This is a genomic window from Paenibacillus xylanexedens (assembly GCF_001908275.1).
GTDB lineage: Bacteria > Bacillota > Bacilli > Paenibacillales > Paenibacillaceae > Paenibacillus > Paenibacillus xylanexedens_A.
Genome location: NZ_CP018620.1, coordinates 4,886,677 through 4,903,432, shown reverse-complemented (window position 1 = coordinate 4,903,432; position 16,756 = coordinate 4,886,677). Strand labels below are relative to the sequence as shown.

13 protein-coding genes are annotated in these 16,756 nt (G+C 42.4%); 11 read left to right on the top strand and 2 right to left on the bottom strand.

The features are described from left to right. The first annotated feature begins 1,632 nt into the window (after positions 1–1,632). A complete protein-coding gene (locus BS614_RS21400; RefSeq protein ID WP_074095496.1) occupies positions 1,633–2,934 on the top strand; it encodes an aldehyde dehydrogenase in 1,302 nt (433 codons plus the stop codon). Between the two features lie 105 nt (positions 2,935–3,039). On the opposite strand, the gene lexA is transcribed toward BS614_RS21400, so the two are convergent. Then, positions 3,040–3,666 carry a transcriptional repressor LexA gene (gene lexA, locus BS614_RS21395; protein WP_017688034.1) on the bottom strand — a complete coding sequence of 209 codons (627 nt, stop codon included), beginning with the start codon at positions 3,664–3,666 and terminating at the stop codon, positions 3,040–3,042. Between the two features lie 297 nt (positions 3,667–3,963). Between lexA and BS614_RS21390 the strand changes: the two genes are divergently transcribed. From BS614_RS21390 to BS614_RS21355, 8 genes are all read left to right on the top strand, one after another. After that, a complete protein-coding gene (locus tag BS614_RS21390) occupies positions 3,964–4,341 on the top strand; it encodes a LysM peptidoglycan-binding domain-containing protein (protein WP_074095495.1) in 378 nt (125 codons plus the stop codon). A 95-nt stretch (positions 4,342–4,436) separates the two neighbouring features. Then, a complete protein-coding gene (locus tag BS614_RS21385) occupies positions 4,437–4,646 on the top strand; it encodes a DUF896 domain-containing protein (RefSeq protein WP_017688036.1) in 210 nt (69 codons plus the stop codon). A 126-nt stretch (positions 4,647–4,772) separates the two neighbouring features. Further along, positions 4,773–5,282 (top strand): hypothetical protein, encoded by a 510-nt coding sequence (locus BS614_RS21380; protein ID WP_017688037.1) that lies wholly within the window; start codon positions 4,773–4,775, stop codon positions 5,280–5,282. A gap of 28 nt (positions 5,283–5,310) precedes the next feature. Beyond that, a complete protein-coding gene (locus BS614_RS21375; protein ID WP_074095494.1) occupies positions 5,311–6,102 on the top strand; it encodes an HAD family hydrolase in 792 nt (263 codons plus the stop codon). Between the two features lie 589 nt (positions 6,103–6,691). Continuing rightward, complete coding sequence (locus tag BS614_RS21370) at positions 6,692–7,621, top strand: ABC transporter permease (protein ID WP_339177159.1); 930 nt, start codon at positions 6,692–6,694, stop codon at positions 7,619–7,621. Between the two features lie 12 nt (positions 7,622–7,633). Continuing rightward, positions 7,634–8,506, top strand: a complete 873-nt coding sequence (locus BS614_RS21365; RefSeq protein WP_036613592.1) for a carbohydrate ABC transporter permease — start codon at positions 7,634–7,636, stop codon at positions 8,504–8,506. A 246-nt stretch (positions 8,507–8,752) separates the two neighbouring features. Then, complete coding sequence (locus tag BS614_RS21360; protein WP_074095493.1) at positions 8,753–10,387, top strand: ABC transporter substrate-binding protein; 1,635 nt, start codon at positions 8,753–8,755, stop codon at positions 10,385–10,387. A 100-nt stretch (positions 10,388–10,487) separates the two neighbouring features. After that, a complete protein-coding gene (locus tag BS614_RS21355; protein ID WP_074095492.1) occupies positions 10,488–11,162 on the top strand; it encodes a GntR family transcriptional regulator in 675 nt (224 codons plus the stop codon). Between the two features lie 96 nt (positions 11,163–11,258). Here the strand turns inward: BS614_RS21355 and BS614_RS21350 are convergent, their stop codons facing one another. Then, entirely contained in the window at positions 11,259–11,804 is a 546-nt protein-coding gene (locus tag BS614_RS21350; protein WP_047843398.1) for a cupin domain-containing protein, read from the bottom strand. A 179-nt stretch (positions 11,805–11,983) separates the two neighbouring features. On the opposite strand from BS614_RS21350, the gene metH reads away from it, so the two are divergent. Further along, the gene (gene metH, locus BS614_RS21345; protein WP_074095491.1) at positions 11,984–15,424 is read left to right on the top strand and encodes a methionine synthase; all 3,441 of its coding nucleotides are present in this window, start codon (positions 11,984–11,986) and stop codon (positions 15,422–15,424) included. A 77-nt stretch (positions 15,425–15,501) separates the two neighbouring features. Further along, the gene (gene rnz / locus BS614_RS21340) at positions 15,502–16,440 is read left to right on the top strand and encodes a ribonuclease Z (protein ID WP_017688042.1); all 939 of its coding nucleotides are present in this window, start codon (positions 15,502–15,504) and stop codon (positions 16,438–16,440) included. Positions 16,441–16,756 lie beyond the last annotated feature (316 nt).

Below are 16,756 nucleotides of genomic sequence, written 5' to 3'. Positions count from 1 at the left end.
AAAGGCAAAGTAGAAAATTCCACAGAGATAATATATGCAACTGCTTCTGCAATAGCAGGTATACTTGCTTCCTTTATAGGAGGACCTGTAGGTGGTAGAATAGCGGGCATACTTGTAAGCATCGGTGGTTATTCTTTCTAAGGATGCACCCAGAGCCTACTGGGTAACAAAAACATACACTAAAGATGTTAGGCATAGTGATTTTAGTGCGACATTATTCATCAGGAAGGACCATCACTATTATAAATATCATGATTATACAGGTTTCATTGAAACAGCATCGACAATCCAGACTTGCCAACCTTTTGGTTGTGGTCCAGTAAACGAGTATTAATTCTTTTATGTTGTGGGATAGAAAAAGCCGATTAAAGTCGCTATTATAGCGGCTTTTTTTTGTTTTATTCGTACAAGTTCATTTTTCGATTACCGATTAGATAAATATTTAACTACTTAACAGAAACTAAATAAATTGTTAGAGTGGTCTTACGAAAAAGCAAAGCTCAACCGATAAAGCAATTGATGCTTTAATCCGTTGGCAAAATATTAAAGGAGTAACAAGCAGGTTTCTAACTGGCGTAGGTGTTGTTGTCACTCTTCCAGTAGCTAAACCAGCTGATTAATGTACGTGTAAATACGAGTGATAGCTGCCATTGCTCACATGCGTGGTTATAATCCAAAAGATGATGAAGTTAAAATGTTGTTTTTTTCGTGTCTTACCAGACAAGCTGCTACAGATATTTTGAAGGCTGGTATAAAACCGGGCAGTATACCTGTAAAGAATGCGATTAAAAAGATTCCAAACGTAGCAACTAAGACTATAAATCATGTTTGGTGAAAAAGGTATTATGTTTTCTTTCCAATTAAGTGTAGCTCAGCTGAATTAGACTTAAAAATAGTTTTAAGATAACGGACAGGATAGTGTAATTATTACGCGAATTATCCTAGGGAGTTGCATAAAGAAGGAAAAACGTATCTAGAAAAACAAAAAAACTTCTTAGTGAGACTGGTGGAAAGTGTGCAAACCCGGGATGTTTAAGAATAGAGCCTGTTGATTACCATCAAATCAAGGTATGGGCAATTCATAAAAAACACGAAACTAGGCACATGATTGCGTGGAAAACTTAAAATAACTGATGATGAGTTATATAGATGGAAGCAGATAAAAGGGTCCCCAAAGAAGCCTATGTTTGTCTGTAACCATGGCTTACTTTTAACATGATGCATTCGTTCACTGATAGATAATCGTAAAGCTCTCTTTTTATTAATGAAAGGGGAGTATTTTTGTATGGTAACTAAACCTCTCCATCTGATGAATTGTATCACTTCATGTTTGTTTTAGCACAAAACGATCATCATTTATCTACTAACTTATTAAAGAGAAACTGAGATTAGAATTCTTTCTACAGTGCATTAAACTGTCTGAAGCAAAAGATTTAAATCAAACTTCCTTAGAAATTCTGATAGCCACGAATAGGAGGGAATACTAGCTCTCACTCTTTCAAAATTCCAACCATCCTTCAAATACATACAAATGGATGTTTCATTTGTATGTTGAAAGTTTCATATAGAAGAGGTATACTTTAATTAAATTTTGAGCAATTTAATTTCAAATAACTAATTGGAGATGTTAATGTGGATCAGGCAAAACAACTTGTGACAGAACAACGTACATTTTTTTATACAGGACAAACTAAAAATATCGAGTATCGGATTAATGCACTTCAACAGCTTAGAAAGGGAATTGAAAAGTATCAGCAACGGATTCAAGATGCACTTCGGGCAGATCTGAACAAATCTGAGGCGGAAGCTTACGGTTCCGAGATTCGCATTGTTTTGGGTGAACTGGATTTTGCATTAGAACATCTGCAGGAATGGGCTGCACCAAAACAAGTCCCAACTAATCCGGCTATGCCGGATGGGGTGAGCACCATTTACCCTGAACCGTACGGAGTGGCTCTTATTATTGCACCTTGGAACTATCCTTTCCAACTGGCCTTTGGTCCACTGATTGGAGCAATTGCAGCCGGTAACTGTGCAGTTATCAAGCCTTCTGAATTAACACCAGCGGTATCTCGTCTGACATATGATCTGATTCAGGAGATCTTCCCTCAGGAGTATATCGCCGTTATGGAAGGGGAAGTTGAAGCCAGTACAGCATTGTTGAAAGAGAAGTTTGATTATATTTTCTTCACAGGAAGCACAGGTGTTGGTCGCATTGTTATGAAGGCAGCTGCGGAGCATTTGACTCCTGTAACCCTGGAGCTAGGGGGCAAGAGTCCTGCTATTGTCCATAACGATGCAGAACTGAAGCTGGTGGCCCAGCGTATTGTTCGTGGAAAGTTCCTGAATGCAGGGCAAACATGCGTTGCTCCGGATTACTTGCTTGTGCATGAACAAGTTCATGATGAATTGATCAATCTGATTGGCGCAGAGATCAAAGATAAATTTGGGGATGATGTGTTACAGAACGCTGATTTCCCGCATATTGTCAACGCGCGTAACTTTGATCGGTTGTCGAAATTCCTCACAGATGGCAAAACGCTGATTGGTGGGCGTTCTGTACGTGAGCAGTTGCTTATTGAGCCGACGGTAATCGGAGATGTGAACTGGGAATCAGCTGTCATGCAAGAAGAGATCTTCGGTCCGATTCTTCCTGTATTTACGTACAGTGACCTGAATCCTATGCTGGATGAGATTGTTCGCCGGCCAAAACCATTGGCGCTATATCTCTTCACACAGGATGAGCAACTGCAGGATCAGGTTCTGAATCAAGTATCCTTCGGTGGTGGATGTATTAATGACACACTTTCTCATATGACTTCACACTATCTCCCGTTTGGTGGTGTAGGAGAGAGCGGTATGGGCTCATATCACGGACAACAGAGCTTTGATGTGTTCTCGCATCACAAGAGTGTTCTGAAACGCAGTGAATAATTAGCCGGAAAAATAACATAAACATGAAAAAAAGAGGTTGTCCTGTTGATCAGGACAACCTCTTTCGTATTTCATTACATCTAGTTTTGTTACTCAAGTTAAATATTAATGAATATCTCGGAAAAGGCCAATGACTTTACCCAGAATACTAACATGTTTCAAACGTAAAGGTTCGAAGGTCGCATTCTCCGGTTGAAGGCGAATATGATCTTTCTCTTTATAGAACGTTTTCACTGTAGCTTCATCGTCTTCAGTCATTGCAACGACGATATCACCGTTATCAGCAGTTTGCTGTTGACGGACAATAACGTAATCTCCATTAACGATTCCAGCTTCCACCATACTATCTCCCACTACTGAAAGCATAAACACTTTCTGTTCGCCTACATAATGTGTAGGAAGGGGGAAGTAGTCTTCAATGTTCTCGGTTGCAGTGATTGGAACCCCGGCTGTAACCTTACCAACGACAGGAATACGTGCAACGCTATGAGCAAATTGATGAGAATGCTCAGACTCTTCCTGGCTCAAAAGCTCAATGGCTCTTGGCTTGGTAGGGTCGCGTCGGATCAAACCTTTTTTCTCCAAACGATCCAAATGTCCATGTACTGTTGAGCTGGAAGCCAGTCCAACCGCTTCACCAATTTCCCGTACGGAAGGAGGATACCCCTTCAACCGGACTTCATTTCGTATAAACTCCAGAATAGCCTGCTGCCTGCTGGATATCTTCGACATACCGTATCAACCCCATTTTAGTAACGTTTGGGAAAATTATAACATAGAACCTCCGTTCGTACAAACATAAGTTCTAAATAAAATAGCATTAAATCAGTGTTTTTTAACTTATAGAATAGAAATTGTCCAAAAGTCAGAGCATAATACTGCAAATGTTTTGCAAAAGTACTTGAAATAAGATATTGCTCCTTCTAAAAAAAAGCGAACAATTGTTCTAAAAAATCTATTGAACAAAACAAGTGTTCGTGTTATATTGATTTCAACAGATAGGAACAAACGTTTGGAGGCGGGTATTTAATGAGATATTCTACTTATCAAAGCATTTATGAACCAATGAATTCGGAACTGGTGAAGTCTAACATAGGGAACTACAAGAAGGTTTTAGCGCGTTTCAAGATTTCTTCATGGATGTTAAAGGTAGCCATTACCTCTATGATTATATTTATTGGATGCAGCACCGTTTTAACTGTATTTGCCGGCAATGAGAATGATGTTCTGCCTGGAGGAAAGATAGCTGTTTCACAAGGGGAAACATTATGGAGTATTTCTTTGGAACATAAACCGACGAATATGGATACACGTATTTATATAGAAGCAATTAAGAAAGTGAATCAACTTCATACAACTTCCATCCAAGTGGGACAAGTACTAGCTCTGCCGCAATTTGCAAAATAAAATGCACATCAATGAGTGTTAGCGCGTGTCAGCTTGACAAGCAGCCTTTATAATGGCAAAGTTAATATGACTTTGTATTTTTGGAGGGGACAAGCTTGGATATAGATAGTCTGGTAGCACGCATTAACGAATTGGCTCGTAAGCAAAAGTCCACTGGATTGTCGGAGGAAGAACTTGCTGAACGTGCCGAGCTAAGAGAGATTTATTTGAGCAATATTCGCAGTAATTTCAGACAACAACTGGATACCATTGAGATTGTTGATGATGAGAATGACAAAGGCCACCAAGGCAAACTCAAACACTAACGAAACCTAATGATATCATATATGATATTTAGGTTTTTTCCTGTTATTTTGAGTGTGCAATTTATAGGGGGAAATGTTGGTTTGCAATTATGTAAGCCGATACAAAGACACATAAGGGGGATTCTCATGTCGCGTTCGTTCGAGAGAACGGTTAAGAAAAATTCCAAGCAGTTAAATCAGCAACGCAAAAAAAGTGGTCAACCAATCACGGGTACACCAGGTGAAGAAGTCTTTAAGGGACGCAGCTTGTTGTTCCCAATATTTTTGATCGGTCTCGCCTTTTTGTATCTGTTTATGAGCACATTCCTTGTGCAAGCTCCAATGACAACTTGGGACTGGGTGACCATGCTGCTTTACGTATTTTTGGCAGTCATCTTCATGCTTCGCCGTCCATACATCAAGATTAGCAGTAATCGGATTATAACGACGAAGGGTAATCGTGAACGTTCAATTGGGGTTGACGATATCGTCAAATTCAGAATTGAACCAGGTACAGTTGTTATCGAACATAACAGTCGCGGGAAAAGATGGGTGTTCACCAAGTTATTGAACCGTTACGATACAGATGCGATTGCAGAACGTTTGCTGAAGTTTGCAAAAGCACACCAGATCACCGTGGAAACCGTCGAAAAGTAATTATTGCATAAAGGGGTAGATGATCGGAATGGCGTTAAAAGCGATTTTGTTCGACCTAGATGATACTTTATTATGGGATGAGCGTAGTGTTCGAGAAGCTTTTCATGAGACTTGTCTAATCGCAGCGCAAGAGACTGGGGTCAAACCAGAAGAACTTGAAGAAGCTGTTCGTAATGAGGCACGTGGACTGTATGAATCATATGAAACCTTTCCTTTTACCAAAATGATTGGAATCAATCCGTTTGAAGGCCTATGGGCTAACTTTACTGGTGGGGATCAACCTGAGTTCCGTCAGTTGGAACAGCTTGCTCCAGTATACCGTAAAGAATCCTGGCGTCGTGGCTTGTTGAAGTTGGGTATAGATCGGGAAGATCTTGCTGAACAACTGGCTGCGCAGTTTGGAGTAGAACGGAGATCCAGACCACATGTATACGAAGAAACGATGGATACCTTGCGTCAGTTACAAGGCAAGTACAAACTGTTGTTGTTAACGAACGGTTGTCCTGCTTTGCAACAAGAGAAGTTGGATGGTGTACCTGAATTGACGCCTTTCTTTGATGAGATTATTATCTCGGGTAACTTCGGAAAAGGAAAACCAGATCCGTCGATATTTGAACATGCTTTGAGTAAACTGGATGTTAAACCCGAAGAGAGCATGATGGTTGGAGACAAGTTAACGACTGATATTCGTGGTGCTTTATCATCTGGCATCCAATCCGTATGGATTAACCGTGAGCATAAGACCAACAATGAAGCGTATGCGCCAGACCATGAAATAACACATTTATCGGAATTAAATCAGCTTATTGCTAATTTCTAAGCGGAATCAGTTATAACATCTTTCCTCAGCACCCTGAAACATTGGAAGCTTCAATGAACGATGATGTCGTTCTTGAAGTTACCAATGTTTTTTATTTGAGCTTGTTGAGTAAATTACCTTGTTAAAAGAGATCTCCACTTTTTTTTGCTAAAAGTTATTGAAATTAGGGGGAAGCTGGATTAGAATATAACTAACATACTAGTATGACTAGTATTTAGATTGTCATAAAGCAATTTCTTTTTGACTTACTTCATTAAATGGAAGCAGGGAGTTATTGCTTATTATTTTCGATTAATTGTAAGCGCTTAATATTTTAGAGTATCTTCTTCCGTTTTGGCAATCACACCACTTAGTAAGTGCTAATGAATGATGTGAAGCACCTTGGATTGTGTGATTCTACATAATACATCAAATTGATATCGCTTACATTTAGAAATTATCTATTTGGTAGTGGGGGTGAAGTTAAAGGAGTTGTTGTCTTCTACAAGAGGAGAAACGATGGGAACTGTACATGAATTACTCTTACTTATCAAGTCCTGGATCGGAGTGAAAACACATGGAGTCGGAAACCGCTAAAACAACGTTAACCATGACATCTTTACGTAAAGAGAGCAGATTACGAACGGCAGCAACTTTGTTCCGCAAAGACTGGCAGCTGTATTCACTATTAATCCTTCCCATCATTTATCTCCTTATTTTCAAATATGGACCGATGATTGGTAATGTGATTGCGTTCAGACGTTTTGTTCCCGGGGGAAGTATATTTGGAGAAACGTGGGTTGGATTAAGATACTTCAAAATGTTCATTGAGGACCCTACCTTCTGGAGAGTATTCGGTAATACGCTGATGTTGGGCGGACTTGCATTGCTCTTTACATTCCCGGTTCCAATCATTTTTGCCTTGATGCTTAACGAAGTGAAGAGTAAACGATTCAAGAAGTTTGTACAGACCGCGTCATATCTGCCTCATTTTCTGTCCATCGTTATCGTTGCGGGTATGATCCTGCAGCTGACAGCAGTGAATGGTTCCATTAATGGACTGGTGGCTTTCTTCACCGGAGACAATATTCCTTTTATGCAGCGGGCTGAGTGGTTCAGAACAATCTATATCACTTCCGAGGTATGGCAGGGTATGGGTTGGGGAGCGATTCTGTATCTGGCTGCACTGACAACCATTGATGATTCTTTGTATGAAGCTGCGCGTATCGATGGTGCCAATCGGTGGAAGCAAACGATTCATGTAACGTTACCAGGGATCTTGCCAACGATTGTGACGTTATTGATTTTGAACATGGGTAATTTCCTGGCAGTTGGATTTGAAAAAATCTTACTCTTGTACAATCCGCTGATCTACGAGACATCTGATGTGATCTCCACTTACCTGTATCGGGTTGGACTGGAATCCAGTAACTTCAGTTATGCTACCGCAATTGGCTTGTTCGAATCGCTGATCGGTCTGATTCTGGTATTCTCCGTAAATGCCATTTCACGCAGACTGACACAAAGAAGCTTATGGTAAAGGAGGAGCACCATGCAGGAATCCAGATCTTACAAAGTATTTAAAGTATTCAATGTCATCTTTCTGCTGTTCGTGGTATTTATAACGCTCTATCCATTCTTAAATGTCGTGGCACAATCCTTCAGTAGTGAGTCCTATATTAATTCGGGTAAGGTTAGTTTGTTCCCAAGAGGATTTAATGTGGAGACATACAAGACCATCTCACGTGACAGCATGTTCTGGACAAATTATAAAAATACGATTATCTACACTGTAGTAGGTACGTTAATCTCCATGTTTATGACGACTATTTTCGCATATGCCCTGTCCAAAAAGAGGTTGATGGGTCGCAAGTTTCTGACGATGTTCGCCGTATTTACCATGTTCTTCAGTGGTGGATTGATTCCAAACTATGTGTTGATTAATTCCCTTGGGTTCAACAACACCATGTGGGCACTTGTTGTTCCTGGCGCAATTAGCATATACAACATGCTGATCATGAAGTCATTTTTTGAAAATATGCCTGAAGAACTGGAGGAAGCTGCCTCCATTGACGGTTTGAACACATACGGGATCTTGTTACGCATTATATTGCCGCTTAGTAAAGCAGTTATGGCAACCATGGTGCTGTTCTACGCAGTAGGTCATTGGAATTCCTGGTTCCCAGCCTTTCTGTATCTGGACAAAAAAGAACTGTTCCCTGTCACCATTTATTTGCGCAATATGATTGCAGGAGCGACAAGTGGGGCATCTGCCGGTGCAACCTCAGCTGATAACCTGACACAGATTGCTGCCAATATTAAGTCAGTAACGATGGTATTAACCATCTTGCCGATACTCACCATCTATCCATTTGTCCAAAGATACTTTGTAACCGGTATCATGTTAGGGTCTGTTAAACAGTAATACGCAGCAGCTATATAAATTGAACTAAAGATGATTTACACGGAACACTTCGATGACAGAATAACCTTTCAATCGCTGTTATCCCCAGATTTTTTCGATTCCCTTTTTTAAAGGAAAAATCCGGTGATAGCATATGCTTCCGATGCAGCTTTCTTTCAGAAAGCTCTAGGCGAGCGCTTCGCTTTTTATTGAATAAAAAGTTTTAAGTCAAGGTCAACCTAAACCAAATTCAGGGGGATAACCTAAATGAATCAAAAGCCACGTAAGTTTGTTGGTAAAATGGTGTTGGCAACAATGATGACTTTCGTACTGGCAGCATGTAGTAGCGGTGCTGGAACTGGTGGGGACGTCACGGAAGTTCAAACCAAGGCAGCGATGGAAACGTACAATGTAGGTGACACATTCAAGGCAACTGAGCCGTTTAATCTATCGATACTATATAGCGACCATCCGATCTATCCGTATAAAAAAGACTGGTTGTTTTTTGACAAAATTACCGAACTGACGGGTGTTACGCTTGAACCAACGATTGTTCCCATGAGTGACTACTCTCAGAAGAGATCTCTTCTAATCAGTTCAGGCGATGCACCGCTGGTTATTCCCAAAACCTATCCTGGTGAAGAATCTGCATTTGTATCTTCCGGTGCGGTCTTGCCCATTAGTGATTACATTGATTTGATGCCGAACTTCAAGGATAAAGTGGAAAAATGGGGATTGGAAGAAGAACTCGAAGGACTTCGGCAAGAAGATGGAAAGTACTATGTGCTCCCGGGTCTGCATGAAGAAGTATGGCCGGATTATACATTACTGGTAAGAACGGATGTTTTTGAAGAAAATAACATCCCCATCCCGACGACATGGGACCAATTGTATGATGCAGCCAAAAAGCTGAAAGAAATCTACCCGGATTCCATTCCATTTTCAGATGGATTTAAATTCAATAGTACATTGAACATCGCTGCTACTGGCTTTGGTACCAAGGCAGGATGGGGTTTTGGTAATGGATTGACGTATAAGGAAGATCAGGATGAATTCGTATACACGGCTACAACACCAGAATACAAAGAGCTGCTGACGTATTTTAACAAGTTGGTATCCGAAGGATTGCTGGACAAAGAAAGTTTTACACAGGATGATGATCAGGCTGTACAGAAATTTGTATCCGGCAAATCATTCATGATTAATGGTAATTCCCAAACGGTAGTGCTGCACCGAAATGATATGAACAAAACGCTGGGAGAAGGTAAATACTCTGTTGCGAAGATTACAGTTCCTGGTGGGCCAAAAGGGCAATTAATGTCTGGCTCCAGACTTGAAAACGGTGTCATGATATCCGGGAAAATTCAAAAAAGCGAAAACTTCAAAGCCATTATGCAATTTGTGGATTGGTTATACTACAGTGATGAGGGTCAAGAGTTTGCCAAATGGGGCGTTGAAGGCGAAACATTTACCAAAGAGGGCGGAAAACGTAAATTGGTAGAAGATGTGAACTACAATGGTTTGAATCCTAAAGGCACGAAGGATCTGCGTATTGACTTTGGTTTCTCTGGTGGAGTATTTGCCTACGGTGGTACCACAGATCTGCTGCAATCGATGTTTAGTGAAGAAGAGTTGAAATTCCAACAAGACATGAAGGATACCAAGGAAGTGATCCCGGCAGAACCACCAATTCCTTACTCTTCAGAGGACCGTGAACGGGTGACACTTCTGAGTACACCATTGAAAGATTATTCGGATCAGAATACACTTAAATTTATCTTGGGTGAGCGAGACTTGTCTGAATTCGATACGTTTGCCAAAGAGCTGGATAGCCAAGGATTATCTAATTATCTGAAGCTGGCAAATGACACGTACAAAGCCTACAAAGAAAACAAGCAATAATATAGTTGATGCTGGCCAGATTACCGTTTCACACCGATATAAGTGGAACGGTAATTTGTGCTAAGATGAATGAATACGGCTGATAGAAAGAGGTCTAGGCATGTCACTTAATCAAAAAATTAGAGGCTCGACCCGGGCATATTCATATAACCTGTTAAAAGAACGAATTCTTCATCTGGAACTTAAGCCGGGTACCAAGATTTCAGAGAAAGAGATTGCAGATGAACTGCAGGTGAGCAGAACACCCGTGCGAGAAGCATTCATGAAGCTTGCTGAAGAAGAACTGCTGGACATTATTCCCCAGAGTGGAACGATCGTCTCTCATATTAATCTGGAGCATGTGGAAGAAGGCAGGTTTATGCGGGAGAAGATGGAGAAGGAAATCGTGACTTTGGCTTGTGTTTCTTTTCCTGAAGAGTACAGATTTCGACTTGAAACCAACATTGCAATGCAGGAAGTCTGTATAGGGAAAAACAATTTCTATCGTCTATTTGAACTGGATGAAGAGTTTCATCAGATTTTGTTCCAGGGCACGGGTAAGCTAAGAACATGGAGAATGTTGCAGCAACTGAATATTCCGTTTAATCGGTTGCGTTTATTACGTCTAGCGGAGGACTCCAACCTGGAGGTCATTATCTCCCAGCACAAAGAGATTTATCGTCTTATCACAGAGCGTAAGACCGAGCAAGCTGTTCAGGTGATGGAAGCTCATCTTAGACTCGTTGTTATTGAACAGGAATCGATAAAGGCGAAATACCCGCATTATTTTATATAATGCATCGATGTTGTGTAATACTTTCCATATGCATATGCCAAAACCCCTGTTCAATTGAACAGGGGTTTTGGTTAAGCAAGTTGTAACACGAGAGTGTTAGGCTTGTTTGATAAAAGTAGGATCAGGGTATGGATCTGCAATCCAGCCATCTTTTTCGATGAACAGACGTACAGCAATAATTTGTTTGTTCTCCATTAAGGTGAAGAAGTGCGGTGTATTCTCAGGTACAGAGATAACGTCTCCAGGAGACAGTTCTACATTAAAGTAGCCCACATCATCTGTAGCTTTGATAACAAAGATTCCTTTACCAGCGACAATTGCACGGATCTCATCTTCAGCGTGGGTGTGGATCTCTTCGAACTTAGCCAGCTTTTCTTCGATATCTGGTGTTTGTTCGGACAACGTGATGACATCCCAGATCTGATATCCGCGACGTGCAGCCAAATCTCTGATTTCATAATCGTAAGTTTCCAAAACCTCGGTTTTCTGTTCATCCGTTAATCCAAAGTTATTTTGCAGATCAGTGTTCAGTTTGGAAGCGTCCCACTTCTCATATAATACTTCGTATTTGTTTAAGAAATTTCGAACATTTTCGTCACCAGTGATGCGTTCGTTCGTATTTCGGATAACAATTTCAGCCATTTTCTTTCCCTCTTTTCCACTTGGTTTAATTGAATTATATCGGATTGCTTTGTTTTTGTCGATTCTCAAATTCCGTTCATATTCGTGCAAACCCGCCATCTTTCGGGACCAAACCCGATCTTTCACATTAAGTTAGTTTCTGTTAAACTAAGATCTAACGTTTTGCGGGGGTGAAGATATTGGATAAGATTAGTCTACACGATGCATTAAAACAACGAATATTAATCCTCGACGGTGCAATGGGGACCATGATTCAACAAGTTGATCTGACTGGCGAAGATTTTGGCGGCGAAGATCTGGATGGATGTAATGAAATGTTAGTGCTTACTCGTCCAGAACTGATCCAGCGCATTCATGAAGAATATCTGGAGGCGGGCGCCGATTTAATTGAAACCAATACATTTGGTGCCACATCCGTTGTGCTTGCTGAGTACGATATTCAGGATCGGGCACGCGAGATCAACCTGGAAGCAGCCAGAATTGCGAAAGCTGCGGTTGATCGTTTCTCTACACCTGAATCTCCACGTTATGTGGTAGGTGCGATGGGACCAACAACCAAAACACTGTCTGTAACTGGGGGCGTGACGTTCCAGGAACTTATCGAAAGTTATTTGGAGCAAGCGCTTGCTTTAATAGAGGGAGGCGTTGATGCGCTACTACTCGAAACCTCACAGGATACCCTCAATGTAAAAGCAGGCAGCATTGGAATTCAGCAGGCCTTCGAACAGAGTGGCGTTACACTGCCCCTGATGATATCAGGAACGATAGAACCGATGGGAACGACCCTTGCGGGTCAGAACATCGAATCCTTTTATATATCCTTAGAACACCTTAACCCAATTTCAGTAGGACTAAACTGTGCTACGGGTCCAGAGTTCATGCGTGATCACATTCGTTCACTTTCCGGAATGGCATCGGTTGCCGTTAGTTGTTACCCGAACGCGGGTCTTCCAGATGAGAATGGTAATTACCATGAGTCACCAGACTCGCTTGCTCAGAAGATTGGTGCTTTTGCCGAGCAGGGCTGGTTGAATATCGCTGGTGGATGTTGCGGGACAACCCCTGCACATATTCGGGCGATGCGCGACACACTTGCCCAGTACCCCCCAAGAGAAATGAACGGAACACATCCACCGGCATTGTCTGGTATAGAGCCAATTTATATTGAACAGGACAATCGTCCATATATGGTTGGTGAGCGTACGAATGTGCTAGGATCACGGAAATTCAAACGCCTCATCGTAGAAGGTAAATATGAAGAAGCCTCGGAAATTGCACGTGCTCAAGTGAAAAATGGAGCGCACATTGTTGACGTGTGTGTACAAGATCCGGACCGCGAAGAGTCTGAAGACATGGTGAAGTTCCTTGAATTGGTTGTGAAAAAAGTAAAAGTACCACTCATGATTGATACGACAGATGCTTCCGTAATTGATCTGGCCCTCCAGTACTGTCAAGGTAAAGCGATAATTAACTCCATTAACCTTGAGGATGGCGAAGAGAAATTTGAAGTGATTACGCCGTTGCTTCATAAATATGGTGGTGCGGTTGTTGTCGGAACGATCGATGAACGGGGTCAGGCGATTAGTCGGGAGGACAAGCTGGACGTAGCCAAGCGCTCTTACGATCTGCTGGTGAACAAATATGGACTTAAACCAGAAGACCTCATTTTCGATACGTTGGTGTTCCCGGTAGGTACGGGAGATGAACAGTACATTGGTTCAGCCAAAGAAACTATTGAAGGTATAAGAGTGATTAAAGAAGCGATGCCAGAATGTCATACGATCCTCGGGATTAGTAACATTTCATTCGGACTGCCTGAAGCAGGCCGTGAGGTCCTGAACTCTGTATTTTTGTATGAATGTACCAAAGCAGGTCTCGACTATGCGATTGTGAACACAGAGAAACTGGAGCGTTATGCGTCTATTCCGGAAGAAGAACGCAGACTCTCGGAAGAACTTTTATATAACACGAATGATGAAACACTGGCGGCGTTCGTAGCGGCGTTCCGTAACAAGAAGGTTGAGAAGAAGGAAAAAATCTCGAACCTTTCATTAGAAGAGCGTCTCGCTTCATATGTAGTCGAAGGAAGTAAAGAAGGATTGCTGCCAGATCTCGAACAGGCACTTGCCAAATATACAGCACTTCAAGTGATTAACGGTCCACTGATGCGGGGGATGGAGGAAGTAGGTCGTCTCTTTAACAACAATGAGTTGATTGTAGCTGAGGTGTTGCAGAGTGCGGAGGTTATGAAGGCTTCTGTAGCATATCTGGAGCAATTTATGGAGAAGAACGAAACTTCGGTTAAAGGCAAGATCATTCTCGCCACTGTCAAGGGTGATGTGCATGACATCGGGAAGAACCTGGTTGAGATCATCCTGTCCAATAACGGTTACCGAATCATTAATTTGGGTATAAAAGTACCACCAGAACGTATCATTGAGGCATACCGAGAAGAAAAAGTCGATGCGATCGGTCTCTCGGGTCTATTGGTAAAATCAGCGCAACAGATGATTCTTACCGCTCAGGATTTGCGAACAGCAGGTATTGATGTTCCTATTATGGTTGGCGGAGCGGCGCTAACACGTAAATTCACCAAAAATCGTATCCGTCCTGAATATAACGGAATGGTTGTATATGCGAAAGATGCGATGGATGGTCTGGATCTGGCGAACAAATTGATGAATCCCGTTTCACGTGAAGTGATGCAACTGGAGATGGAAGCAGAAAAAGAAGCTGATGCTTCAGGTGCTGTAGCTGTTCAGGCTCTTCCAGAGCTTACCCGGGTAGAACGTTCGGATATTGCTGTAGATCATCCGGTTCTTGTACCGCCTGATCTGGAGCGGCATACGATGCGTAACTATCCTTTATCACATATCCTGCCATACGTGAACATGCAGATGTTGCTTGGACATCATCTGGGGTTGCGCGGTTCAGTAGAACAACTGCTTGCTTCAGGTGATAAGAAGGCTACCGACCTGAAAGCAGTCGTGGATGATATCATGCAAGAGGCTGTTCGTGACGGGATTATTCAGGCGCATGCCATGTATCGTTTCTTCCCGGCTCAGTCCAGTGGTAACAGCGTCATTATCTATGATCCAAAGGACACCAGTAATATTTTGCATACATTTACGTTCCCACGTCAAAAAGTCGAGCCGTTCCTGTGCCTGTCCGACTTCCTGAAACCTGTTGAATCCGGTCAGATGGATTACGTTGGTTTCATGGTTGTTACGGCCGGACACGGTGTGCGTGAACTATCCACGGCGTGGAAAGATCAAGGGGATTACCTTCGCTCGCATGCTCTGCAATCCGTAGCGCTTGAAGTAGCAGAGGGATTAGCTGAACGTGTGCATCATATGATGAGAGATATATGGGGATTCCCGGATTCTGCCCAGATGACCATGAAGCAACGTCACGGTGCACGTTATCAAGGGATCAGGGTATCTTTTGGATATCCGGCTTGTCCGGATCTGGAAGACCAAGGGCCGTTGTTCAAGTTGCTGCAGCCTGAGGATATCGGTGTGGAATTGACGGAAGGTTTCATGATGGAACCTGAAGCTTCCGTATCAGCGATGGTATTCAGCCATCCGCAAGCTAAGTATTTTAATGTAGAGAAGGCATAAATTCAGTAGAGTGTCAGGCAAAGCCCTCCGCATTGTCGGAGGTTTTTTGCTGGCAACAGAAAGAGGTGCGATCCAGAATGGAACTATATTTCCTGGGAACTAATGCTGGTGTACCTACGCTTCAACGGAATGTAACTTCCATTGGGCTACGCATGTTGGATGAGCGCAGAGCTTTGTGGTTGTTTGACTGCGGGGAAGGAACGCAGCACCAGATTTTAAGTTCTCCGCTTAAACTAAGCAAATTGGAGAAAATATTCATTACTCACCTGCATGGTGATCATGTATTTGGACTTCCTGGACTGCTATCTAGCAGAGCCTATCAAGGTGGCACCACACCATTAACGGTATATGGTCCGCCAGGTACGGAACGAATGATCAGTACAACAATGGAGCTGAGCCAATCGCGGGTTAACTATGATCTGAATATCGTGGAACATACGGGCGGTGTCCTGTTCGAGGATGACAGTTTTATTGTGGAAGCTGCTTTGCTTGAGCATCGGATTGATAGCTATGGATACCGGATCACGGAAAAAGATCGTCCAGGAAGCCTGGACCCAGCCAAACTGGCGGAATACGGTTTGAAACCAGGCCCATTGTTCGGCCGGCTGAAACGTGGAGAAACTATTACGCTGGATAACGGTGATTCGCTTCGTCCAGAAGATGTATTGGGAGCGCCAAAACGAGGCATGGTGATCACCATATTGGGTGATACACGTCCATGTGACAATGTACAGCCACTTTCCATCAATGCAGATGTACTTGTACATGAAGCTACATTCATGCATGATCTGGCCGATACAGCGCATGAGTACTATCATAGTACTTCTAAACAAGCGGCAGAAGCGGCTAGAGCAGCCAATGTAGGGCAACTAATCATGACTCACTTCAGTTCACGCTATAAGGATGAGGATCAACTTCAGCCACTTTTGGAAGAGGCGCAGTCCGTATTCCCAAATACCAGACTTGCAAACGAACACCAGCTTATTCCTGTCGTGCATCGCAAGCAAGAATCTTAACCCTGATTGCGAACCAGTGCACGGTTAAACACGTCATATAAAGATCCGGGTAATTGCACGGGACTGAGGGAGAGGAACTCCCGCGGTCCCTTTTGCAATCTGGTCAGAAAGCGTGTAGGATGGGCAATATGAAGAGGGAAATGATTCAAATTATTTTCCGGGAAAGCGCAGGAAATGACAAGCTTGTACAGAAGACGCGCGAGTTAAACCGTCGGTGTTCGATCCGGTTCGACTTGTTGCGTGCATATGCCAGCAAGCCATTATTTTTTGCCTGAATACATAGGTTCGCGGTCAAGTTCGAGGTAATTGATTAAGG

Coding starts and splice junctions, on each gene's coding strand:
- lexA (WP_017688034.1), bottom strand. CDS start 3,666: ATGTCGAAGATATCCAGCAGGCAGCAGGCTATTCTGGAGTTTATACGA.
- BS614_RS21390 (WP_074095495.1), top strand. CDS start 3,964: ATGAGATATTCTACTTATCAAAGCATTTATGAACCAATGAATTCGGAA.
- BS614_RS21380 (WP_017688037.1), top strand. CDS start 4,773: ATGTCGCGTTCGTTCGAGAGAACGGTTAAGAAAAATTCCAAGCAGTTA.
- BS614_RS21375 (WP_074095494.1), top strand. CDS start 5,311: ATGGCGTTAAAAGCGATTTTGTTCGACCTAGATGATACTTTATTATGG.
- BS614_RS21370 (WP_339177159.1), top strand. CDS start 6,692: ATGACATCTTTACGTAAAGAGAGCAGATTACGAACGGCAGCAACTTTG.
- BS614_RS21365 (WP_036613592.1), top strand. CDS start 7,634: ATGCAGGAATCCAGATCTTACAAAGTATTTAAAGTATTCAATGTCATC.
- BS614_RS21360 (WP_074095493.1), top strand. CDS start 8,753: ATGAATCAAAAGCCACGTAAGTTTGTTGGTAAAATGGTGTTGGCAACA.
- BS614_RS21355 (WP_074095492.1), top strand. CDS start 10,488: ATGTCACTTAATCAAAAAATTAGAGGCTCGACCCGGGCATATTCATAT.
- BS614_RS21350 (WP_047843398.1), bottom strand. CDS start 11,804: ATGGCTGAAATTGTTATCCGAAATACGAACGAACGCATCACTGGTGAC.
- rnz (WP_017688042.1), top strand. CDS start 15,502: ATGGAACTATATTTCCTGGGAACTAATGCTGGTGTACCTACGCTTCAA.